This is a genomic window from Sorangium sp. So ce119 (genome assembly GCF_051524405.1).
GTDB classification, from domain to species: Bacteria; Myxococcota_A; Polyangia; order Polyangiales; family Polyangiaceae; genus Sorangium; species Sorangium cellulosum_G.
In genome coordinates, this window is record NZ_CP150310.1 from 5,137,886 (window position 1) to 5,160,952 (window position 23,067).

General features: G+C 71.6%; 13 protein-coding genes and 1 pseudogene. 9 read left to right on the forward strand and 5 right to left on the reverse strand.

The features are described 5' to 3' along the window. Positions 1 to 59: 59 nt before the first annotated feature. A complete protein-coding gene (locus WME76_RS19280) occupies positions 60 to 3,893 on the forward strand; it encodes a protein kinase domain-containing protein (RefSeq protein WP_437961551.1) in 3,834 nt (1,277 codons plus the stop codon). Between the two features lie 85 nt (positions 3,894 to 3,978). Here the strand turns inward: WME76_RS19280 and WME76_RS19285 are convergent, their stop codons facing one another. After that, positions 3,979 to 4,656 (reverse strand): 2-hydroxychromene-2-carboxylate isomerase, encoded by a 678-nt coding sequence (locus WME76_RS19285; protein WP_437961552.1) that lies wholly within the window; start codon positions 4,654 to 4,656, stop codon positions 3,979 to 3,981. A 93-nt stretch (positions 4,657 to 4,749) separates the two neighbouring features. On the opposite strand from WME76_RS19285, the gene WME76_RS19290 reads away from it, so the two are divergent. The 6 genes from WME76_RS19290 to WME76_RS19315 all read left to right on the forward strand — a co-directional run bounded on the left by WME76_RS19290 (position 4,750) and on the right by WME76_RS19315 (position 12,253). Beyond that, complete coding sequence (locus WME76_RS19290; protein ID WP_437961553.1) at positions 4,750 to 5,595, forward strand: lysophospholipid acyltransferase family protein; 846 nt, start codon at positions 4,750 to 4,752, stop codon at positions 5,593 to 5,595. A gap of 455 nt (positions 5,596 to 6,050) precedes the next feature. Beyond that, positions 6,051 to 6,962, forward strand: a complete 912-nt coding sequence (locus tag WME76_RS19295) for a transposase (RefSeq protein ID WP_437961554.1) — start codon at positions 6,051 to 6,053, stop codon at positions 6,960 to 6,962. A gap of 852 nt (positions 6,963 to 7,814) precedes the next feature. Beyond that, on the forward strand, positions 7,815 to 9,839 hold the full coding sequence (locus WME76_RS19300; protein WP_437961555.1) for a CheR family methyltransferase: 2,025 nt from the start codon (positions 7,815 to 7,817) through the stop codon (positions 9,837 to 9,839). Next, positions 9,754 to 10,761, forward strand: coding sequence for an ATP-binding protein (locus WME76_RS19305; RefSeq protein ID WP_437961556.1), 1,008 nt, complete (start codon positions 9,754 to 9,756; stop codon positions 10,759 to 10,761). The genes WME76_RS19300 and WME76_RS19305 overlap by 86 nt, the downstream gene beginning before the upstream one ends. A gap of 49 nt (positions 10,762 to 10,810) precedes the next feature. Then, the gene (locus WME76_RS19310; protein ID WP_437961557.1) at positions 10,811 to 11,185 is read left to right on the forward strand and encodes a response regulator; all 375 of its coding nucleotides are present in this window, start codon (positions 10,811 to 10,813) and stop codon (positions 11,183 to 11,185) included. A gap of 60 nt (positions 11,186 to 11,245) precedes the next feature. Continuing rightward, positions 11,246 to 12,253 carry a chemotaxis protein CheB gene (locus WME76_RS19315; RefSeq protein WP_437961558.1) on the forward strand — a complete coding sequence of 336 codons (1,008 nt, stop codon included), beginning with the start codon at positions 11,246 to 11,248 and terminating at the stop codon, positions 12,251 to 12,253. A 52-nt stretch (positions 12,254 to 12,305) separates the two neighbouring features. Here the strand turns inward: WME76_RS19315 and WME76_RS19320 are convergent, their stop codons facing one another. After that, positions 12,306 to 13,109 carry a Uma2 family endonuclease gene (locus WME76_RS19320; protein ID WP_437961559.1) on the reverse strand — a complete coding sequence of 268 codons (804 nt, stop codon included), beginning with the start codon at positions 13,107 to 13,109 and terminating at the stop codon, positions 12,306 to 12,308. Positions 13,110 to 13,337: 228 nt separating this feature from the next. On the opposite strand from WME76_RS19320, the pseudogene WME76_RS19325 reads away from it, so the two are divergent. Continuing rightward, positions 13,338 to 13,988: pseudogene (locus WME76_RS19325) on the forward strand (DNA alkylation repair protein); the annotation flags it as partial. A gap of 282 nt (positions 13,989 to 14,270) precedes the next feature. Here the strand turns inward: WME76_RS19325 and WME76_RS19330 are convergent. The 3 genes from WME76_RS19330 to WME76_RS19340 form a co-directional block, all read right to left on the reverse strand. After that, positions 14,271 to 14,819 carry a ferritin-like domain-containing protein gene (locus WME76_RS19330; RefSeq protein WP_437961560.1) on the reverse strand — a complete coding sequence of 183 codons (549 nt, stop codon included), beginning with the start codon at positions 14,817 to 14,819 and terminating at the stop codon, positions 14,271 to 14,273. Positions 14,820 to 14,894: 75 nt separating this feature from the next. Continuing rightward, entirely contained in the window at positions 14,895 to 17,222 is a 2,328-nt protein-coding gene (locus WME76_RS19335; RefSeq protein ID WP_437961561.1) for an alpha/beta fold hydrolase, read from the reverse strand. An 82-nt stretch (positions 17,223 to 17,304) separates the two neighbouring features. Further along, positions 17,305 to 19,863, reverse strand: coding sequence for a DEAD/DEAH box helicase (locus tag WME76_RS19340; protein ID WP_437961562.1), 2,559 nt, complete (start codon positions 19,861 to 19,863; stop codon positions 17,305 to 17,307). Positions 19,864 to 20,161: 298 nt separating this feature from the next. Here WME76_RS19340 and WME76_RS19345 point away from each other — a divergent pair, with 298 nt between their 5' ends. Beyond that, complete coding sequence (locus WME76_RS19345; protein ID WP_437961563.1) at positions 20,162 to 22,984, forward strand: PAS domain-containing hybrid sensor histidine kinase/response regulator; 2,823 nt, start codon at positions 20,162 to 20,164, stop codon at positions 22,982 to 22,984. The last annotated feature ends 83 nt before the right edge of the window (positions 22,985 to 23,067 follow it).

Here is a 23,067-nt window from a genome sequence, read left to right on the forward strand (position 1 = left end):
GTCCGGAGTATCATGATGCCTCTGCAGGTGATGACGGAGACCTCGGAAGGGCAGGAGCGATGGTCGGCGGTCCCTTGATCGAGCGCGGCGCCAGGATCGGCGAGTACACGATCGACGAGCCGCTCGGCGAGGGCGGCTTCGGCGCCGTGTTCCGCGGCCACGACGAGGCCGGAAACGACGCCGCCATCAAGATCTTCAAGGACGTGAGCGCCCAGAACGTCGGGCAGCTCTTCGCCCAGCAGAACGAGATCGAGGCGCTGCTCCGGCTGCGCCACCCGTCGCTCGTCAAGCTCAGCTCGTACGGCGTCCTCGACGGCGTCGGCCTCTACCTCGCGATGGAGCTCGTCCGGGGCGAGACGCTCGACCGGTACCTCGCGCGGATGGGCTCGCTCGACACGATCGAGGCCCTGCGCATCGCGCGCCGCGTGGCCGAGGCGCTCGCCCACTGCCACGCGCTCAACGTGCTGCACCTCGACCTCAAGCCGAGCAACATCGTCCTCACCGATCCGTACGAGCCCCGGCTCAAGATCCTCGATTTCGGCCTGGCCACGCTCACGGTGAGCTTCCAGCCCGAGCACACGCGCGTCAACGCGGGGACCATCGCCTACCTGGCGCCCGAGTGCCTGAAGCAGGGCGCGCTCGGCCGCCCGAGCCCCCGGATGGACCTCTACGCGGTCGGCGTCATGCTCTACGAGCTGCTCGCCGGCCGGCTCCCGTTCTCGGGCGGCACGGTCAACGCCATCATCAACCAGAAGATCTACGGCGCGCTCGTGCCGCTCTCCCAGGTGGCGCCGGAGACGCCGGCCCCGGTCGTCGCGCTCGTGGAGGAGCTCATGGAGCGCGACCCCGCGCGGCGCTTCTCGAGCGCGGCCCGGCTCTGCGCGCGGCTCAAGGAGCTCTATTACGTCACGCTCCACGGCGCCTCGCCCGCGCAGCCGGCGCAGCCGTCCGACGACGGCCCGCACGAGCGCGAGGCCTCCTCGCCCGAGGCGCTCGACGACGCGCCGTTCATCGGCCGCGAGCAGGAGCTCAATCGGCTCGTGGAGCTCCTCCAGACCGCGGTGCGCGGCGAGCCGCGGCCGGCCGTGGTGGTCGGCGACGCGGGCGTCGGCAAGAGCCGCCTCGTCGCCGAGCTGCTGCGGAGCGCGGAGCAGGCGGGCGCGGCGATCGTCGCTTACGGTCGGTGCCGGGAGCTCTCCGGGCTCGTCCCCTACTCCGCGCTCCGCGAGGCGCTGACGCAGATCGCGCTCTGGCTGGAGCGGCACAGCGACACCCGCGCGGCGCGCATCCGCCGGCTGGTCAGCCTCGTGGTCGCCGAGGACGCGGCCCTGCTCCAGGGGCTCGTCCCGGAGCTCATCCGCGCGGTCGGGCTCGCCGACCAGGGCGGCGCCATCGGCCCGGGGGGCACGCGCTGGATCGCCGATCTGATCCAGCGGCTGCTCGGCGCGATCTCCGAGGAGATCCCCGTCGTCTTCGCGATCGAGGACGTGCACTGGGCCGACGAGGCGACGCACGAGGTGCTCCTGCGGCTCTCGGATCAGCTCGGCGAGATGCCGGTCCTCCTGCTCGCGACCGCCCGGCCGCCGTTCCCCGGCGGGCGCAGCTCGCTGCCGCCGCCGGGCTCGTCCGCGCTGCGCGGCGCGTCGGCATCGCAAGGTCCGCCCGGCTCGTCCGGGCCGCGCCTCGCGTCGGCGTCGCCAGGGCCGCCCGGCTCGTCGCCGATGACGCCGCGAACGGCGGGGTGGCTCGCGTGGAAGGGCGTCGAGCGGCTCGACCTCGGCCCGCTCCCGCCCGACGCGAACCGGGCGCTGCTCTCGGCGCTGGGCCGCGGCGCGGGGGACGAGCTCGTGCAGGAGCTCGTGCGCCGCGTCCCGCTGCTCGCCGCCGGCAACCCGCTCTTCAACATCCAGGTCGTCCGCAACATGGAGACCGAGGGCTTCCTGCACCGCGGCCGGAGCGGCGCGCTCGAGCTCTCCCGGGCCGACGCGCACTACCGCGCGCCCGCGTCGGTGTCGGACGTGCTCGCGCGCAGCATCGAGGCGCTCGATCCCACGACGGTCCGGGTCCTCGGCGTCGCCGCGCTGATCGGCCGGCAGTTCCAGCGCGACGACCTTGTCGAGCTCGGCCTGTTCGACCCGGCGGAGGTCGACGGCGCCCTGCGCGAGGCCGCCGCGCACCACGTCTGCCTGAGCGAGGACGGGCGCCTCACGTCGTTCTCCCACGACGCGGCGCGCGAGCAGCTCGCCGCCCGGGTGCCGCCCGAGGATCGCGGCGAGGTCCACCGGCGCATCGCGCGGCGCATCGAGCTGCGCGGCGGCGATCCGGGGACGCTCGCGCACCACATCGAGCGCGCCGGCGATCTCGATCGCGCCGCGTCGACGTACCTGCTCGCGGCGAGCGAGGCCGACCGCCTCCAGGATCCGCACGGCGCGAGCCGGCGGCTCAAGCAGGCGCTCGCGCTGCTCGAGCGGCTGCCGCTCGAGCCGGCGCGCGTCGAGCTCAGGGCCCGGTGCGCGCACGAGCTCGCGCGCGTGGCGTGCCTGCTCGGCAGCACGGCGGAGCCGCTCGATCTGCTGCGCCGCACGCAGGGCGCGCTGCCGGAGACGCCGCTCGTCACGGCGGCGCTCTCCAGCGCGCTGTCGCGCGTGCACTACGTGCGGGGCGAGTTCGCGGACGCGGTGGCGCACAGCCGCAAGGCGCTCCAGGCGATCGGGGCGAGCCCCGAGCTGCGCCCGTACCAGTGCCTGCCCGCGAACATCCTCGGGCGCGCGCTGTGCGCGGCCGGCAAGGTCGGCCCGGCGACCGAGCCGCTCCGCCGCGGCTGCGAGCTCGCCGAGGCGGCGGGCGAGTACGTCGAGCTCTGCCACTCGCGCGGCATCCTCTGCGTGGCGCTGAGCCAGTCGGGCCACTACGCCGAGGCCGAGCAGAGCGCCGCGGACGCCGCGCGCCTGGCCGAGCGCCTGCGCGACCCGGTGCGGCTGCTCGGCACGTGGTTCTACTACGCGGTGCTCGCCGAGGGCCGGTTCGACTGGGATCTCGGCGTCCGGTCGACCGCGCAGCTCCTCTCGTACGCCGAGGAGCACGGCCTGAGCGGGCTCTACCTGTACGTCGGCACGATGTACGCGGGCCGGCACCAGTTCCACGTGGGGCACCTCGCGCGGGCGCGGGTGCTGATCGCGAACGCGTGCAACCTCAGCGGCGTGCTGGGCATCGGCATGGGGCGCGGCTGGGCCGAGGGGTACCTGGGCGACGTGCTCTTCGTGCAGGGCCACCTCACCGAGGCGCTCGCCGCCTACGAGCGGGCGCTCGAGATCGGGTCGGCCGGGACGGGCGACGCGTACGCGGTGAGCCTCGGCCGGGTGGGCCGGATGCACGTGCTGGCGCTCCAGGGCGGCGACGCCGGCGAGCTCAGGGCGTACGGCCTGGAGACGCTCGAGTTCATCCGCGCCTCGGGCAACCGGACGCAGCTCGTCATGGCGCTCGAGCGCTGCGCCGAGGCGTTCGACCTGCTCGGCGACGAGGAGGGGGCGCGCGACGTCCGGTCCGAGCGCGCGGTGCTCGTCGAGGAGCTCGGCCTCAAGGACCCGACGTTCTGGCCGCGGCCCCCGGCCGAGGCGGCGTTCGGCGGCTCCCCGCGGGAGTACTGGACGGGGCTGCCGCGCGAGCTCCGGTCGGTGGCGCCGAGCAGCCTGGGCACGACGCAGATCGTCGCCGCGACCATGGCGGGGCTCGCGGAGGCGGCGACGCTCGCGATTCCGGAGGAGGAGATCGGCGCGCCGACGATCGTGGCGATCCCGCGCTTGCGCCACGTGACGTTGCTGGAGACGCTCGCCTCCGTCGAGGGCTTCGTCCCGCGCTTCGACGGGCCGGAGGCGCCGCCGGTCGCGAAGTGACGGCGGCGGGAGGCGTGGCGCGTGCCGTGCGAGGCGCCGCGGGTCAGCCGGGGGCGTCGCGTGGGCGACCGCGGCGCGCCGGCGCTCAGCCGTCGCCGCCGGGGCGCACCTTGCGCCTGTCGGCTCCCCTGGGGCGGGCGAGCGCCTCGCGCACGCGGGCGTGGTCGAGCGGGTCGCGCCCGTCGAGCGCGAGCTCGATGTACTCCATGCGGTCGCTCCCCCAGAAGAGCTCGTCGTCCACGAAGGTCGTCGGCACCCCGAACACGCCCCTGCCGACGGCGCGCTCCGTGCCCTGCCGGAGCGCCTCCTTGGCGGCCTGCGCCGAGGCCTGCTCGATGAGCGCGGCGCTGTCGAGCCCCTCGCGCTCGAGCGCGCCCGCGAGCTCCTCGGGCGAGCCGAGGTCGATGCCCTGCCCCCAGCCGGCCCGGAAGATGGCCGAGACCACCCTGCGCTGCGCTGCGCCGGCGACCTCGGGCAGCGACAGCCGCAGGGCGAGCAGCGGGTTGAAGGGGTGGACCTTCGGACAGGAGAGCTCGATGCCGTGGAGCCGTGCGTGGCGGAAGGCGTCCTTGTAGGCCCACTCGCGCTTCGGCGGGATCTCGGCGGGCCCGAGCTGGCCCCAGCGCTCGAGGAGGCCGGCGAAGAGCACCGGGTGGATGTCGAGCGCGACGCCGCGGCGGTCGCAGATCTCCTGGATCCGCAGCCAGGCGAAGTAGGCGTAGCCCGAGATGTAATCGAAGTAGAAGTCGACGCGGCGGGCCATCGCGGGCCTCCGAGGGTGCTGGTGGACTGTGTGCTGCGCCCGCCGTCCTGGAGGAGCCCTGGCGCGGCTTCCGGGATCGTACCATGGTGATCGGTGCGACCCCTCGTTCAGCGCGACGCGCGCGATGAACGCAACGCGCGCGATGAACGTGACGCGCGCGGCGCGAGCGCTGCCACGGCGCGGGCCGGTCCTGTCGAGGTCGTGCGCACAGCGCTCGCCCACCTCTGGGCCATGCTGTTCCTTGTCGTGCTGCTCCCTGTCGGGCTGCTCTGCTTTCCCTTCGATCCCCGGCAGCGGATGCACGATCGGCTCTCGGTCGTGTGGGCGCGCGGGGCGCTCCGGCTGGTCGGCGTGCGGGTCGAGGCCGAGGGCGTCCAGCACGTGCGGCCGGGCGAGCGCTACGTGATCGCGGCGAACCACCAGAGCACGCTCGACATCCTCGCGCTCCTCGTGGTGCTGCAGGGGCGCACGCCGATGCGCTTCCTGGCGAAGCGCGCGCTGTTCCGCGTGCCCGTGCTCGGCTGGGGCATGCGCCTGTACGGCCACACGCCTGTCGATCGGCGGCGCGCCCGCGGCGCGATCGCGGATCTCGGCGAGGCGCGGCGCAACGTGATGCAGCGGTGGTCGACGGTGTTCTTCCCCGAGGGCACGCGGAGCGCGACGGGGCGGCTGCTGCCCTTCCGGCTGGGCGCCTTCCGCACCGCCTCGGCCGCGGGCGCCCGCGTCTTGCCAGTGACCATCGACGGCGCGGGCGCGCTCCAGCCGAAGGGCCGGTATGCCGCGGCGCCCGGGGTGATCCGGGTCGTGGTGCACCCACCCATCGATCCGCGGGGTGGGTCGCCGGAGGAGCTGCGCGCCTCGATGGAGGCGTGCAGGGCCGCCGTGGCGTCGGGGCTGCCGGAAGGGCTGCGCGAGGGGGCTGAGCCGGGGAGCGCGTGAGCTGCGGGATCCAGGTTGGCCACCGGGCCACCCGATCCAGGTTGAGGATCGGTCACCGGCCACCCGACCCAGGTTGCGGCCACCCGACCCAGGTTGGGGCCACCCGACCCAGGTTGGGGCCACCCGACCCAGGTTGAGGGTCGGCCAGCCGGCCCCGGACCCAGGTTGAGACCACCCGACCCAGGTTGAGGATCGGTCACCCGATCCAGGTTGAGGATCGGTCACATCCAGGGTCGGTCCACAAGAACAGTGACCCAGGTCGAGGATCCGGGTTGAGGGACCGATCCTCGTTGAGGATCCGACCTGACCCAGGTCTGGCGAATGACAGCAGCCCAGACGGCGGACACCTGGCGGAATCGTTGGACCGCCTGGCGGCCGCCACCCATGGCTCGCTCCAAGTACTCGAAATGATTCACCACGAAACCCGGCACGACCTTTGTTGATGTCCAGCGGCCATGAGCCAGCCCCGAGATATCACCCCCGGCGCGACCTACCTGATCACCCGTCGCGCCCTCCGCAGGCACCTCCTCTTCCGCCCCGACGCCGCCATAACCCAGCTCTTGGTCTACGGTCTCGCGGTCTCGGCTCGACGCTACCGCATCGAGGTCCACGCGCTCTGCGCGATGTCATCGCACCTGCACCTCGTCGTGACCGACCCGGATGGCGTACTGCCGCGCTTCCTGCAGTTCTTCCATCGTGTCGTCGCGCTCGGCACGAAGGTGCTCCGCAAGTGGGAAGGGCCGGTATGGGACCACGAAGCCACCAGCGTGGTGCGGCTGCTGACGCACGCAGCGGTGGTCGAAAAGATCGCCTACGTCCTCGCGAACCCTGTGGCCGCGGGGCTGGTCCGGCACGCGCGTGAATGGCCGGGCGCCAAGGTGGATGTAAGCGAAATCGGCCGCGGCGAGCTGCGCGCTGCCCGTCCCTCCGCATACTTCGATCCGGAGAACCCGCAGTGGCCGCAGCAAGCAGGGCTCCCGCTCGCGCTGCCGCCTGGTATCCAGCAGGACAGCGCGGACGGCTTCCGCCGTGCGGTCGCGGCCGAACTGGAGCGACATGAAATGCGGGCACATGTCGAGGTGCATCGGCAAGGGCTACGCTTCCTGGGCGTCGAGAAGGCCAGCAACGTCTCCCCGTACGAGCGTGCCACGAGCTTCGAGGCCCTACGTGAGCGCAATCCGACATTCGCGGTCGGCCGTGAGCAGGGCGGCGCATGGAGAACCGCAGCCACCGCGGTGCGGACGTTTCGCGCCTCGTACCGCGCGGCGCTCGAACGATGGCGTGCCGGTGTACACAGCGCCCTATTCCCGGCCGGAACATGGTGGATGCGCATATTCCACGGCGTCAACGTGACCATACCAGCGTAGCCGACGTCGTGCTCACAACGAGGTAGTCATTGCGCGGGTTCGCTACAGCGAGGCGGACAAGGGGAAGGCTCTGGGCTCACCCCGGTTCGGGTCGACACCGACACTGATCGAGTTGGTCTGACCAATCATTGGCTCAACCGTGGTCGGGTGGCTCGACAATAGCCCTCACCCGGGTCGGTTCGCCAGCGGACTCCACCTGAGGTTGCCGCAATCTGGGTCGGATTGCCGCTCGCCTGGGTCGGGTCATGCCGAGCTCAAGCCGAACCGAGCTCAACCTCGGTCGCGCGGGGTCCCCGCGTTTCCCAATCTGGGTCGGGTTTCCGCTCAACCTGGGTCGGGTCTCCCGCCGCCCATTGCTCAACCTGGGTCGGTTTTTCCCTCCGGGGTCGGATTTTCCCCCTGTCGCCCCAACCTGGGTCGGGCCTCCCGGGTCAGGGTCTCCCGGGCCGGGTCTCCCCAACCTGGGTCGGCTCTCCCCGCCTGCGGGTGGATTGAACGGACCTGTTCGTACCGGCAGGCGAACCGGGCATGTGGGGGCAAACCGGATTGGGTCGACCATCGGGCTCATCGCGGGTTGAGTCGAACGCGCGAATTAGGCTCAAATAGGCTCAACCCGGGTCGGGTCACGCGCCGACCTCAACAGGCAACCTCGGCAACCTCAACCCGGTCGGGCCCAGCCAGTCGGGCCCAGCCAACCTCAACCCGGGTCGGGTCCAGCCGGCCCGCCGCCGGGGTCGGCTCGCCGCCGCCAGCGCCGCCCGCATCGGGTCAAACCCCAATCTGGGTAGGGTCGCGCATATCACAGCATCGCCCCCCTCCGGCATGTATCATGAATACGGCACGAGACATTTCATGACCGAACCCCGCCCGAAACCTCAGCTCGTCGTGGTTGGCTGCTCCGCCGGCGGCATCGAGGCCCTCTGCACGCTGGTCGCGACCCTGCGCGCCCCCTTTCCGGCGCCCCTCGTGATCGCCCAGCACCTCGACCCAAGGCGACCGAGTCACCTCGGCGAGGTCCTGGGCCGCCGTAGCGAGCTGCCTGTCCGCACCGTCGCCGCGGTCGCCCCACTCGACGACGGTGTCGTCTATGTCGTGCCCGCGGGCCGCGACGTGGAGATCACCGACCATGAGCTCCGGCTCCTTCCGGAGAACGGCGCGCGGCCCAAGCCGTCCGTCGACACGCTCTTCCGCACCGCGGCGGAGGTCTTCGGTGAGAACCTCATCGCCGTCGTCCTGACCGGCAACGGCTCCGACGGCACCGCCGGCGCCCGCCACGTCAAGAAATGCGGCGGTACGGTCATCATCGAGAACCCCGACACCGCGAAGTTCCGGGGCATGCCAGAGTCGCTGGCCCCAACCACGGTCGACATCGTGGCCGACCTCGGCCGCATCGGGAGCATCCTTAACGACCTCCTGTCAGGCTCGTACGTCGAGCCCGCCCCGGAAGACGATCGTCTCCAGCCCCTCCTCGATCTCGTGCGCGAGCGGAGCGGGATCGACTTCAAGAAATACAAGCAGGCCACCATCCTGCGCAGGCTCCGGCGCAGGATGGCGGCCACGAACGTCGAGACCATCGACGACTACGTGCACTACCTCGCCGACCACCCCGAGGAGCACCAGCGGCTGGTCAACAGCTTCCTCATCAAGGTCACCGAGTTCATGCGCGACCCGGAGCTCTTCGCGCACCTCCGGGACGTGGTCCTGCCCGCCCTCATCGAGCACGCCCGGGCCGACAACAAATCGCTGCGGATCTGGTCCGCCGGGTGCGCCACCGGAGAAGAGGCATACTCCCTCGCCATCCTGATCAGCGAGCTGCTCGGCGACGAGCTCGACAGCTTCCACGTCCGCATCTTCTCGACCGACCTCGACCCCGAGGCTGTCGCCTTCGCCCGCCGCGGGATCTACGGGGCGACCATCGTCGAGGACCTGCCGCCCGAGCTCATCGAGCGTTGCTTCGTCGCGATCGACGGCCAGTACCAGGTGAAGAAGCGCATCCGCAACCTCACCGTCTTCGGCGAGCACGACCTCGGCCAGCGCGCCCCGTTCCCGCACCTCGATCTCGTGCTGTGCCGCAACGTGCTCATCTACTTCACGAGCGAGCTCCAGCGCCGCACCCTCCACCTCTTCGCCTTCTCGCTGCGGGAAGGCGGCTACCTCGTGCTCGGCAAGGCCGAGACCACGAGCCCGCTCAGCGAGTACTTCGTCCCGCACGACATGCACTGCAAGACCTACGTGCGCCGCGGGGAGCGCATCCTCGTGCCCCCCTCGTCCGTCGCCGCCCCGTCGCCGCCCCGTCGCGCGCCCCGCGGCAAGCTCCCCATCATGCCGTCCCTGCGCGGCGCCAAGGAGCTCCCGCGCGCCCGCATGTCCGTCGATGTGCTGCTCTCGACCTTCCGCGTGGGGATCGTGCTCGTCGACAACCGCTACGACATCCTGGAGATCAACGTCGCGGCGCGGCGCCTGCTGGGCATCCACGGCACGGCGATCGGCCAGGATCTCGTGCACCTCGCGCAGTCGGTCCCGAACCGCAAGCTGCTCGACGCAATCGACGCCGCCTTCCGGGGCGAACCGCCGGAGCCGCTCGACGTCTCCGTCGAGGCGACGCCCGTGGGCCAGCCGTCGTACCTCCAGATCACCTGCCACGGGCCTCGTCCCGAGGTCGAGCCGGACAAGGCCGAGGCCGTGCTGGTCGTGGTCGAGGACATCACCGAGACCGTGCAGCGCCGGAAGGCGAACCAGGAAGGCATCGGCCGGGAGGCGAACCTCCACACCGAGATCGCCGAGGCTCCTCGTGGTCGACGGCGCGGGGCGGCCGCTGCTCACGAACGACGCATACCAGGTGATGTTCGGCGCAGGCGGGCTCACGGTGAACGATGAGAAGGGCCGGCCGGTGCTCCACCAGGACACGCCGGAGCAGCGGGCCGCCCGCGGCGAGAGCTTCCAGATGGAGTTCACCGCCCCCGGTCCCGGCGCCACGATCCGGCACTTCGAGGCCACCGGCCAGCCCATCTGCGTGAGCGACGCGCCCGCCACGGACGCCGTGGCGAGGGGCGTGATCGTCATCCGCGACATCACGGAGCGAAGCATCCGCAAGCTGCAGGACCGCTTCATGGCCATGGCGAGCCACGAGCTCCGCACGCCGCTCGTGCCGCTACGCGGCTACCTCGACATGCTGAGCAGCCTCCTCCCCGCGGACGGCGACCCGCGCCTGCGCCGCTTCGCGTCGCTCGCCCGCACCCAGAGCGAGCGGCTCGATCGGCTGGTCGACGACCTCGTGAGCGCGACCCGCATCCAGACGGGGAAGTTCGAGCTCAAGCTCTCGGAGGTGGCGCTCGTCCCGCTGGTCACGCACGTCGCGGAGAGCGCCCAGACGCTCGCGCAGACCCCGAAGATCCACCTCGACCTGCCCTCCGACGCGACGGAGCCGATGGTGATGAACGGCGACCCCGCGCGCCTCGAGCAGGTCCTCATGAACCTGCTCGGCAACGCCTTCCGGCACGCGGACGGCTCCACCAGGATCGATTTGCGCCTGCGACGGACCGACGGCAGCGCCGAGCTCGACGTGGTGGACTACGGCCCGGGGATCCCCGCGGCCGACCTGCCGAACGTGTTCTCTAGCTTCTACCAGGTGGAGCGTCCCAAAGGGTCGTCGTCCGGCGGCATGGGCCTCGGGCTCTTCATCTGTAGAGAGATCGTCAAGGCGCATGGAGGACAGATCTCCGTGCGCAGCTCGGAGGGTAAGGGCGCCACGTTCACCCTCAGGCTCCCCCTGAGGGCGAACGGAGGCGCGCAGGATTGATTCACCGGGACGAAGCTGCTCTCGTGCGAGCAGCACCGGAGGAGACACCATGTCAGACAGAACGAGGATCCTCGTGATCGAGGATGATCGTGATTCGAGCGATATGCTGCTGGAAATGCTCGGGATGGCCGACTACGAGGTGGAGCTCGCCCACACGGCGGACCAGGCGATCGCGGCGCTCACGGAGCGACGTTACGGGGCGGCCCTGCTCGATCTGAACGTGACGGGGGCGACGACGTCGGAGCTGATCGAGCGGCTCCGGGGGGTGTCGCAGAGGCCGCCCCTCGTGATCTTCTCGGCGCGCGTGCCGGACGACCTCCGGAGGGCGGCGGCACAGCTCTCGGCGGCGGCGGTCATCCAGAAGCCGGCGAGCATGGACACGCTGCTGACCACGATGGATCGCGTGATTCGCCCTGCTGCGTGAGCGGCGCTGCGACGGGGCGCGACGTTCCTCTCCCACTCCCATCTTCCGACGAGGCGTACTGTGCCAGGACACGACATCATCACGATCGGGGCATCGGCAGGCGGCGTGGAGGTGCTGATCGCGCTCATCGGGGGTCTGCCTTCGGATCTGCCGGCGTCGCTGTTCGTGGTCCTGCACTTGCCGCCGACGGCGCGGAGCGTGCTCCCGCAGATCCTGGAGCGGACGACCCGGATGCCCGTGGGGACCGCGGTCGACGGCGAGCCGGTCGAGCGCGGGCGCATCTACATCGCGCCGGTGGACAACCACCTGATGCTCGACGAGGGCGTCGTGCGCGTCACGCGCACCGCGAAGGAGAACGGCCACAGGCCGGCGGTCGATCCGCTGTTCCGGAGCGCGGCCGAGGCGTACGGCGCGCGGGTGGTCGGCGTGGTGCTCTCCGGCATGCGCGACTGCGGCACCGCCGGCCTGCTGGAGATCAAGCGCCGCGGCGGCATCGCCGTGGTGCAGGACCCGACGGACGCCCTGTTCCCGGAGATGCCGCAGAGCGCGCTCGACAACGTGCCTGTGGATCACTGCGTCCCCCTGGCGCGCCTCCCGCCGCTGCTCGTCGATCTGGTGCATCAGAGGACAGGAGAGGCTCCCGCGAAGGCGGAGTCGCCCCATGGACTGGTGGGGGAGAAGGTGGAGGCACCCGAGATTGAGTTCACGTGTCCGGACTGCGGAGGCAACCTGACCCGCAACGGCGACGGCGCGATCCTCAGCTTCCGGTGCAAGGTCGGCCATCGGTACACCCCGGAGGGGCTGGAGAACGTCCAGGCGGAGGCGCTCGAGGCGGCGCTCTGGATCGCGCTCCGCACGATCGAGGACACCGCGGCGCTGGCGCGCCGGATGGCGGTGCGCGCGGAGGAGCGGAATCAGCTCCACGTGATGGCCCACTTCGAGGAGAAGGTCCGGGCGGCCGAGGAGCGGGGCGCCCTGGTGCGCCGGGCGCTGCTCGGCACGGGCAACGACGATGGCATCACGGTGGGCCGGAGCTCGAGGCGTTCGTCGCCGCGGCTGAAGGGGTGAGCGCCGGCCGGTACGGGGGCGGCCCGGCTCGGCGTGGCCAGCGCGACGCGCGCTAGCTCGACGCGCCGCCGGGCAGCTTGCCGAACCGCTGCTCGTACTCGGCCAGCCGCGCCGCGAGCAGCTTCGCCTCGTCCTCCGCCGAGCGCGCTCGCTCGTCCGCGGCGCGGGCCTGCTCGTCCGCGGCGCGGGCCTGCTCGTCCGCGGCGCGGGCCTGCTCCTCCGCGGCGCGGGCCTGCTCGTCACCCGTGGGCAGCGCACGACCTTCGGGGTCGAGCCAGCGCAGCCAATCGGCCTCAAGGCCGTTGTAGGAGCCGCGGCGAACGCCGAGCCCGAGGTGCAGCCGCGGGCTCATCACGTCGCCGTTCGCGCCGGGCGCGACGGGCACGTAGGACATCGTGGCGAGTTCGAGCGCGTAGGCCTCGAGGACGCCCGTGAACGGATCGAAGAGGTAGTACTCGGGCACGCGCAGGAGCTTGGCGTAGATCCGCATCTTGTCGGCGCGGTCCACCTTCTCGGTGCTCTCCGAGAGCAGCTCGATCACGACGTCGGGCGTCCGGCCGTCCTCCTGCCAGACGACCCAGGACTTGCGCTCGCGCCTCACCGTGTCGAGCACCACGAAGACATCCGGCCCGCGGAAGTCGTTCTTCTTCGCCTGGAGCTCGCTGAAGTAGATGGCCATGTTCCCGCCGACGTACACATCGTCGCGATCCTTCCAGAGCAGCTCCAGCACCTCGATGAGGAGGTACATCTGCTTGCGATGCCGCTGTGACTCCATCGGCTCCCCGTCATCGTACGGCAGCTCGTCCTCCCCCGGCGGCGGGGTCGGGACCAACGAGGTGTCGCTCTGAAAGGCCATGCGTCGCTCCTTCGAGGAGAATACCGCTCCCCGTCATCGCGGTCGAACGCGTCGCGGAGCACACCGCTAGCACGGAGCGACGCCTGTCGCGACGGCGCGCCGCTTCGACACGGGCGGCCACCCTGCTCCGGGCGCGCGACCCCCGCGGCGCCGCATCAACGGCTCGGGAGAGCTCTGCGAAAAAATCTCGGGCGAGCGCGTAATGGCCGAGATGCTTAGCTAGAGGCCATGGATTTCACCGAGGTGATGAGCGAGCTCGAGCGGCTCGGCACCGAGCAGAACCGGAGGGTTTACCGGCGCCACGGCGCGACCGACCCGCTCTTCGGCGTGAGCTTCGCCCACATGAACGCGCTCACGAAGCGGATCAAGCGCGACCACGAGCTCGCCGAGGCGCTCTGGGCGACGGGCAACTCCGACGCGATGTCGCTGGCGGCGGCGATCGCCGATCCGGGGCGCTTCACCCGGGACACGCTCGACGCGTGGCTCGACCGCCTGCGCTCCCCGCTTCTCATCGACCTCTTCGTGAAGCACGTCGCCCTGAAGACCCCGTTCGCCCGCGGCGCGATGGAGCGCTGGACCACCTCGGAGGACGAGTGGATCGGCCGCGCGGGCTGGACCCTCGCCGGCGCGCTCGCGGCCGAGGACCCGTCGTTGCCCGACAGCGTCTTCGAGGAGCGGCTCGCGGCGATCGAGGCGTCGATCCACAGGGCGAAGAACCGCGCCCGCGAGGCGATGAACAGCGCGCTCATCTGCATCGGCGCGCGGAGCGAGCCGCTGCGCGGCAAGGCGCTCACGGCCGCGCGGCGCATCGGCAGGGTCGAGGTCGACCACGGCGAGACGGCCTGCAAGACGCCCGACGCGATCGCGCAGATCCAGAAGCTGTGGGCCGCCCGGAAGCCGGCCGTCGCGCCCGCGGCGAAGCCCGCCAGGTCGGCCGCCGCGAGCCCCGGCAAGGCGCCCGCCGCGAGCCCCGGTAAGGCCGCCGCGAAGCCCAGCAAGGCCGCCGCGAGCCCCAGCAAGGCCGCCGCGAGCCCCGGCAAGGCGCCCGCCGCGAGCCCCGGCAAGGCGCCCGCCGCGAGCCCCGGCAAGGCGCCCGCCGCGAAGGACGGCAAGACCGCCCGCCGGGGCTGATCCGGATGCGCGCCGCCCGCCGGCCGCGGCTCACGTCGGGTTCGCCGCCGCCATGGCCTCGGCGGGCGACCCGAGCAGCTCCGTGCGCGTGAGCCGCTCGACGACCTGGCGCGTCAGGAGCAGGTGGTCCTCCTCCTCGTGCAAGCGCTTCCTGAACGACGCCCTCGCCTCGTCGTCGTCCGCCTCGTCGGCGAGCTCGAGCAGGAGCTGCCAGCCGGCGTTGTCGACGAGCTCCGCGGTCAGCAGCGCGTGGAAGAGGTGGGCCGGGTTCTGGTCTCCGTCGAGCACCACCTGCTGGATGCCCTGCGACTCGATCGTGATCAGCCGCGACATCTCGGTCTCCCCGTGCGCGTCCCCGCCGAGCTCGCGGATCCGCGCCTCGAGCCACTCCTCGTGCTCCTTCTCCTGGTCCCTGTACTCCCGGAGCTGGCCGAGCAGGTTCATCAGGCCCGGATCGGCCGAGCGGCCGACCTTCTCCACGATGGAGTCGTACAGCCTGACGCTCGCGCGCTCGTACGTCAGCCGCTCGTTGAGCAGGTCGATGGCCTTGTCCTTGTTCCCCTGTGCAAGCTTCTGCATGGATGCCTCCGACCGGGGCAGATGCGATTCGCAGGCCGTCGCGCGGCGGAGATCGCAGGTCGGCGGGCGCGGCGGTCAGAGGTGCTCGACCAGGTACTCCACGACGGTGCGGTTCGCGAACCGGCTCGCCACCGGCGACCGGTAGCCGTGCCGCTCGCCCGGGAACACGACCATGTCGAACCGCCTGTCGGCGGCCATGAGCGCCTCGATCATCCTGGCCGTGTGCGCGATATGCACGTTCTCATCCATGAGCCCGTGCAGGAGGAGCAGCTTGCCGCGCAGGTTGGCCGCGTGCTTCGTGAGATCCGCCGCCTCGTACCGCGCGGCCGCCCTGTCCAGCAGCCCCATGTAACGCTCCGTGTAGCCCGTGTCGTAGAGCCGGAAGTCGCTCCCCGGCGACCCCGCCACGCCCACGTGGAACCGGTCCGGCGCCCTGAGCAGCGCGTGCAGAACCATCGTGCCGCCATAGCTGTGGCCGTGGATGCCGACGCGCCCCGCGTCGACGTAGGGCAGCGTCTTCAGGAACTCGAGCCCAGCGATCTGGTCCGCCAGCTCGACCTCGCCGAGCCGGCCGTGGATGGGCGCCTCGAACGCGCGCCCGCGGTTGGCCGAGCCGCGGTTGTCGAGCTGGAAGACCCCCACCCCGCGGTCCGCGAGGTGATTCCAGAGCAGGCGCGGCGACCACGAGTCGAAGACCGTCTGCACGCCGGGCCCGCCGTACACCATCACCACGACCGGGTAGCGGCGGCCGGGCTCGATCGTCCGCGGCGGGAGCAGCGCGCCGTACAGCGTGTCGCCGCTCTCGGCGCGCACCTTCACGATCTCGGGGGCGCGCAGCCCGAGCTCGGCGAGCTCCGGATCCACGGGCGCGGGCAGCTCACCCAGCGCGGCGTTGCCGGCCCCTCGCACCGCGCCCTTCCACGGGCGACCCAGGGCCGAGTGGACGTCCACGTACCCCGGCCCCCCCGGCTCCACGGTGACGTGGTGCACCCCCGGATCCGACGTGAGCCGCTTCACCTCGCCGCCCGCGAGCGGCACGGTGTACAGGTGCCGCTCGGTCGGGCCGTCCTTGGTGGCCACGAAGCGCGCCTCGCCGCGCTCCTCGTCCGGCGGCTCGAGCGAGGTGACGTCCCAGTCGCCCGCGGTGAGCTTCGCGAGCTCCGCGCCCGAGCCTGCGTCGCGCACGGTGATGTGGGTATGGCCGCTCGCGGCGGTCGCCCAGAGGAACCTCGGCGCGCGCTCGAGCAGGCGCATGTGCCCGAAGTCCACCCAGGTCGGCGAGGTCTCGGCGACGATCTCGGCGGCCGCGCCCGAGCGCGCGTCCGCGCGCAGGAGCGCGAGGCGCTGCTGGTCGCGCGTCAGCGTCTGGAACCAGAGCGCCTTGCCGTCGGGCGCCCACGCGAACCGGCCGAGGTAGCGCTCCTGCTCGCCGCCTTTCCACTGGAGCCACGCCGTCCGCTTCGTCGCGAGATCGAGGATCCCCGCCTTGACGCGGGGGTTCTTGCCGCCCACGCGCGGGTAGCGCTGCATCATGAGATCTTCCTGGCCGTCGCGGACCCCGAAGATCGGCACCTTCCCGACCTCCCGCTCGTCGACCTCCAGATAAGCCACCCTGTCGCAGCCGGGGGAGATCCAGAATCCGCTCGGCTCCTCGAACTCCTCCTGACCGTTGAAGTCGCTCTGTCCGCGCGACACCCCTTCTGGCGCCCCCCGGGTCAGCGCGGTCTCGCGGCGCGAGGCGACGTCGATCATGAAGAGCTCTCGCCCGCGGACGAACACGACGCGCTCGCCGCCGTCGCACACCTTCGGGTCGATCTCCGGCTCGGCCGTGTCGGTGAGCCGCACGATGGCGCCCCCCTGGTCGCGCAGGAAGAGGTCGCCGCCGAAGGGGATGAGCATCACCGGCGCCCGCCTGGCCCAGGAGTACGCCGTGATCCCCTTCGAGAACATGCGCTGTCGCTCGCGCCGCAGCTCCTCCTCGCGCGAGAGCGGCCTCGTCTCCTTCAGCAGATCGCCCGAGGCGACGAGCTGCCGCGCCGCCCGCGACGCGGTGTCGAAGGCGAAGAGCGCCTGCTCCGGGCTCTCCGGCTGCCGCTGGAGGTAGGTGACCAGCTTGCCGTCGGGCGAGTGCTGGATCGCCCTCGGCAGCTTCGCGCCGAGCGGCGGTTGCCGGCCGAGGTGCGCGTACGTGACCCGGCTCGCCTCCGGCCCCGCGATGGCCGTCTTGCCCGCCGCGTCGCCCGCCGCCGGCGCCGCGCCACCCCCGCCCGGCTGGTCGCCAGCGCGCGCGGCCGGCGCGCCCGCCTTCACCGGCGGTGAGCCGGCCGGCGGGGCGCACCCGGCGACCGAGGCGAGGACCAGCGACGCGAGCGACAACCACGTTGCGGAGAGCGGACTTCGCATGTCCGCGATCTCGCCCGTCGCCGCGGGGATGTCAAACCGCGATCGGCCTTCTGCGCGAGCGCGTCTCCCGCGCTCGCGGCGATCAGCTCGCGATCCGCCGGAGCACGATGACCGGCCGGCCCGCGCCGCGGGAGCGCTCGAGGTCCACCTTGCAGTCGAGCATCCAGTCGTTGTCCTCCTCGGGATCGGCGATGATCTGCTCCACCACCCACGATCCGCCGTCCTCGGCGGGGTGGATGATCGTGTTGCTCGGGCTGCGGGCCGCCGGGTCGGTGCGGATCGCGCTGTGCTCCGCGTAGAACCCGCGGAGCGCCTCGTCCAGCTTGTCCGCCGTCCAGGGGGCCTCCTCGCCCTCCACCATCTCGGCGGCCACCTCGTAGTCGCGCCGGGACAGCGCGCGCAGGAAGAAGAACAGCTCGTTGCGGACGAGCACCGTGAAGTCCTTCGCGTTGCGCGTGATGTCGAACGCGCCCGGCTCCACGGGGCCGCCCGGGGCACCGGCGCGCGGCCGGTACGACGGGTCGCGCAGCTTCTCCCACTCGTCGAGGAGGCTCGAGTCCACGCCGCGGATGAGCGCCCGGAAATAGGCGATCATGTCGCCCGTGTCGGCGTCCTTCGCGTAGTCGGGGACGGTCTGGACCAGCGCCTTGTACACCTCGGAGACGTACCTGAGCAGGAGCCCCTCCGCCCGCTCCAGGTTGTACTCCCGGATGTACTCGCCGAACGACAGGTACTGCTCGTACATCTCGCGCGCCACGCCCTTCGGCCGGATGTTCTCCTGCCCGACCCAGGGGTGCCGGCGCGCGTAGTCGTTGAACGTGCCGTAGATGAACTCCGCGTTCGGCTTCGGATAGTCGAGCTTCTCGAGCTCCGCCATCCGCTGCTCGTACTCCACGAAAGCCGCCTTGAGCTCCGCGAGCTTCTCGGTCTTCAGGCGATCGAGCTGCTTTTGCAGGATGAGATCGGGGTTCTCGAGGATCGACTCGACCAGCGTCAGCAGATCGAGCGGATACGTGCCGCTCTCGGGATCCAGCTTGCCCACCGTCTCGAGCACGTAGAGCGAGAGCGCGTGGTTGAGGGAGAAATCCTCCTGGAGATCCGCGTTGATGCGGATGCGCTTGCCCGGCCCGTCGCGCGAGTCGTCCGCCGCGACGAACTCGATGATGCGCGCCTCCACGAGGGAGCGGAACAGGAGCATCGCTGTCCTGCCGTGCTGGCGCCGGACCGCGGGCCGGTCGTGGGTGCTGCGGATGAGCCGCTTCAGCGCCTGACACCCGCCCTCCTCGCGCCCGAGCACGTTGACCAGCATGCCGTGCGTGACCTGGAACCGCGACACGAGCGGCTCGGGCGGCGACTGGATCAGCCGCTCGAACGTCTGCCGGTCCCAGGGCACATAGCCCTTCTCCGGCGGCTTCTTCTTCACGATCTTCCGCCGCTTCGCCGGGTCGCTCCCCGCCTTCGCCTCGAGCCGCATGTTCTCGATGACGTGCTCCGGCGCCTGCGCCACCACGCTCCCCTGCGTGTCGTAGCCCTTCCTGCCCGCGCGGCCGCTGATCTGCTGGAAGTCGCGCACGCTCAGGATCGCCGTCTTCTCGCCGTCGAACTTGCAGAGCTTCGTGAACAGCACCGTGCGGATCGGGATGTTCACCCCGACGCCCAGCGTGTCCGTGCCGCAGATGATCTTGAGGTGCCCCTGCTGCGCCAGCTTCTCGACCAGCAGCCGGTACTTCGGCAACAGCCCCGCGTGGTGGAGCCCGATGCCGTGCTTGACGAACCGCTGCACCTCCCGACCGTAGGGGCTGGAAAATTTCACCCCCGCGAGGGCGGCGGTGATCGCGCGCTTCTCCTCCTTGGTGCAGTAATCCTGGCTCATCAGGTTCTGCGCCTCCTCGGCGCAGGCCCGCTGGGTGAAGCTCACGATGTAGATCGGCGCCTTGCCCGTCTTCACGAGGGTCGCGACGGTCTCGTGGAGCGGCGTCTCGCGGTACTCGAAGTCGAGCGGCACCGGGCGCACGGTCGACTTGATCACGGCGGTCTGCTCGCCGGTCAGCTTCGTGATCTCCTCCTGGAAGAACTCGGTGCCTCCGAGCGTGGCGCTCATGAGCAGGAACCTCGCCTGGGGCAGCGCGAGCAGCGGGATCTGCCACGCCGCGCCGCGATCGCGGTCCGAGTAGTAATGGAACTCGTCCATGATCACGTAGTCGCAGAGCGCCTTCTCGCCCTCGCGGAGCGCGATGTTCGCGAGGATCTCCGCGGTGCAGCAGATGATCGGCGCGTCGCGGTTCACCGACGCGTCGCCGGTCAACATGCCCACGTTCTCGGGCCCGAAGTCGTTGCACAGCGAGAAGAACTTCTCGCTGACGAGCGCCTTGATCGGGCACGTGTAGTAGGACTTCATCCCCTCGGCCATCGCCTTGAAGTGCATGGCCGCCGCGACGAGCGACTTGCCCGAGCCGGTCGGGGTGTTGAGGATCACGTTCTTGCCGCCGAAGATCTCGAGGATCGCCTCCTCCTGCGCCGGGTAGAGCTCGAGTCCCCGCTCGGCCACGTAGTCGAGGAAGCCGTTCAGGAGGTCGTCGGCGGTGAAGTCGTGGGGCGACGGCGGAAGGCGAGCGAAGAGCGGAGCGGCGGCTAGGTCCATGGCGGCTTCAGGGCGCCCTCCGGGGGCGCCCCCTGCACAAGCCTGGTTCCGGAGGAAAATGCAAGCAAACTCCGCGATGTCCCGGTCGTAGGAAGGGGCCCCTCGCGGCCCCCCGGACGGAACGGATTTCAGGGCGAACCGGAGCCGCTGAACCGGAAAACGAACGGGCCGCCATGCAGCCCGCACCGCCACGCGATCGTGATAGCGTGGCCGGACGAACGAGGGGAGGACGCCGCGCGACACGTCCGGGGGAGGCACGTGAGCGCGCTGGCGGCCGGAATACCGGGACGGACGAGGGATGGGGGAGACCGCTGGAGAGCCGGCCTGGGCGCTGCGGGCGCCAGGCAAGGGGAGCGCGCTGATCGACGCGGCGACCGGGCGGCTCGTGCGCGTCAGCGGCGCGCTCTGCCGGCTGCTGGGCTACTCCGAGTGCGAGCTCCTGCAGAGGAGGCTGCCGGACCTGGCGCTGCCGGAGGACCGGACAGGCGCGACGGCCGCGTGGCGCTCTCTGGTCGAGGCCGGCGCGGACGAGATCACCTTCGAGATGCGCTGTCGCTGCAAGGACGGCAGCGCCCGCCGGCTCCAGGTGACGGGCGTGTTCGTCCGTGACGCCCGGGAGCAGCCTTATCGCGCGGTGGTGTTCATCGAGGAGATCAGCGACCGTGGGCGCGCGCAGGAGCGGGCGCTCGCGGCGGAGCGGGCGCTGGTGGAGAGCGAGGCCACGCTGCAGAACCTCTTTTACAGCAACATGGCCCCGATGGGGTTCTGGATGCCCGACGGGCGGATCGTCGAGGCGAACGACGCGTATCTGCGGCTCGTGGGCCGCAGCCGGGAGGATCTCGCGGCCGGCCGGGTCCGCTGGGACTCCGACGTGCTGCCGGAGGAGCGCGCCGGGGACGGCCGCGCCCTCGCGGAGCTGCTGTCGAGCCGGCGGACGTTCACGCCCTTCGAGAGGGCGTATGCGCTGCCCGACGGCACGCGGATCCAGATGCTGGTGAGCGGCTGTCTGCTGCCCGGGGGGCGCTTCGAGGACGGCGGCTTCGTGATCGCGCGCGACGTGACGGCGCTCCGGCGAGCCGAGGAGGCTTTCCGGCAAGGCGAACGCATCTTCCGCGCCATCGGGGACTCCATCGATCACGGTCTCTGGATCAGCGACCGCGAGGGCCGGAACCTCTATGCCAGCGAGGCGTACCTCCGGATGACGGGGCTGACCCGGGAGCAATGCGCCGGGTACGGGTGGATCACCGCGGTCCACCCCGACGACCGGCACAAGCTCACGCTGTTCGAGGAGGCCGTGCGGACGGGTGAGCCGCTCGAGGTGGAGGTCCGGTACGTCGGCACCGACGGCGCCGTCCACCAAGCCCTCAACCGGGCCGTGCCGGTCCGCGACGAGCGGGGCGAGTTCACGCGCTGGGTCGGCCTCTGCCTGGACATCAGCCGCCTCAAGCGGACGGAAGAAGCGCTGCGCGAGAGCGAGCGCCGGCTCCGCGCCGCGCTCGACGAGGCGCGGCGGGTCATCGCCGAGCGCGAACGCCTGGAGGCCGTGCTCCGCCGGAGCGAGCGGCAGCTCGAGCTGCTGATGGCGAACTCGCCCGACGTGATCTTCCGGCTCGACCTGGAGATGCGCTGCCTGTTCGCCACGTCCTCCATCGAGGCGGTCACGGGGGAGCCGCCCGAGCACTACATCGGCAGGACGGGCGCCGAGACAGGGCTCCCGGAGGACATCTGCGAGGCCAGCGACGTCGCGTGCCGCGAGGCGATGGCGACGGGCAAGCAGCAGCGGATCGAGTTCACCCTCGGCGAGCGGAGGTACCGGACGCGCTACATCCCCGAGCTCGGGCCCGACGGCGCGGTGGAGTCGTTCCTGGGGATATGCGAGGACGTCACCGCGGAGCGGCAGGCCGAGGAGGAGCGGCAGAAGCTGCTCGAGAGCGAGCGCGCCGCCCGCGACGAGGCGGAGCGCGTGAGCCGGGTCAAGGACGACTTCGTCGCGACGCTCTCGCACGAGCTGCGGTCGCCCATCAACGCGATCCTCGGCTGGGCGCGCATCCTGCGGAGCCGGGCGCAGGAGCCGCCGACGCTCGCGCGGGGGCTCGAGGTCATCGAGCGCAACGCGCGGCTCCAGTCCGACATGGTGTCGGAGCTGCTCGACATGAGCCGGATCGTCTCCGGCAAGCTGCGGCTCGACGTCATGCAGGTCGACCTGCCGGCGGTGATCCAGGGCGCGATCGAGTCGATCAAGCTCGCGGCCGAGGCCAAGGCGATCACGGTCGCCTCGAGCGTCGACCCCGAGGCGACCTCGCTGCGGGGCGACCCGGCCCGCATCCAGCAGGTCGTCTGGAACCTCCTGTCCAACGCCGTGAAGTTCACGCCGACGGGCGGGCGGATCGACATCGCGCTGCGGCGCGCGGGCGCGTTCGTCGAGGTGTCGGTGACCGACACGGGCACGGGCATCGCCCCGCAGTTCCTCCCCCACCTGTTCGAGCGCTTCCGGCAGGCGGACGCGTCGTCGACGCGGCAGTACGGCGGGCTCGGCATCGGGCTCTCGATCGTGAAGCACCTGGTCGAGCTGCACGGCGGCACGGTGGCGGTCGCGAGCCGGGGCGAGGGCCAGGGCGCGACGTTCACGGTGCGGCTGCCGCTCGCCGGCATCTCGGCCGAGGTGTCGGGCGACACGCAGCGGCCCGGCGAGCCGCGGGCCGAGGCGCTGGCCGACTACCCGGGCGCGGAGCTCACCGGCGTGCGGGTGCTTGTCGTCGACGACCAGGCCGACGCGCGCGAGGTGGCGCAGCGCGTACTCGAGGAGTGCGCGGCGCGCGTCACGACGGCGGGGTCGGCGGCCGAGGCGCTGGCCGCGCTGGAGCGGGAGCGGCCCGACGTCCTCGTGAGCGACCTCGGGATGCCGGTCGAGGACGGCTTCCAGCTCATCCGGCGGGTACGGGGCCTCGACGCGGCGCGCGGCGGGTCGACGCCGGCCGTGGCGCTGAGCGCGCTGGCGCGGGCCGAGGACAGGGCGCGGGCGCTCGGCGCGGGCTACCAGGCGCACGTGGCCAAGCCGCTGGATCCCGCGGAGCTCGTGGGGGTGGTCGCGGCGCTCGTCCGGGGGCGGACGGGGGCGTGAGGTGGGTTGTTCCGGGGGGGATCTTTGGATAGGGAGACGTCTTTACCGCGTCGTCGCGGGTGAGGTCGCGAGCAGGCCATGGT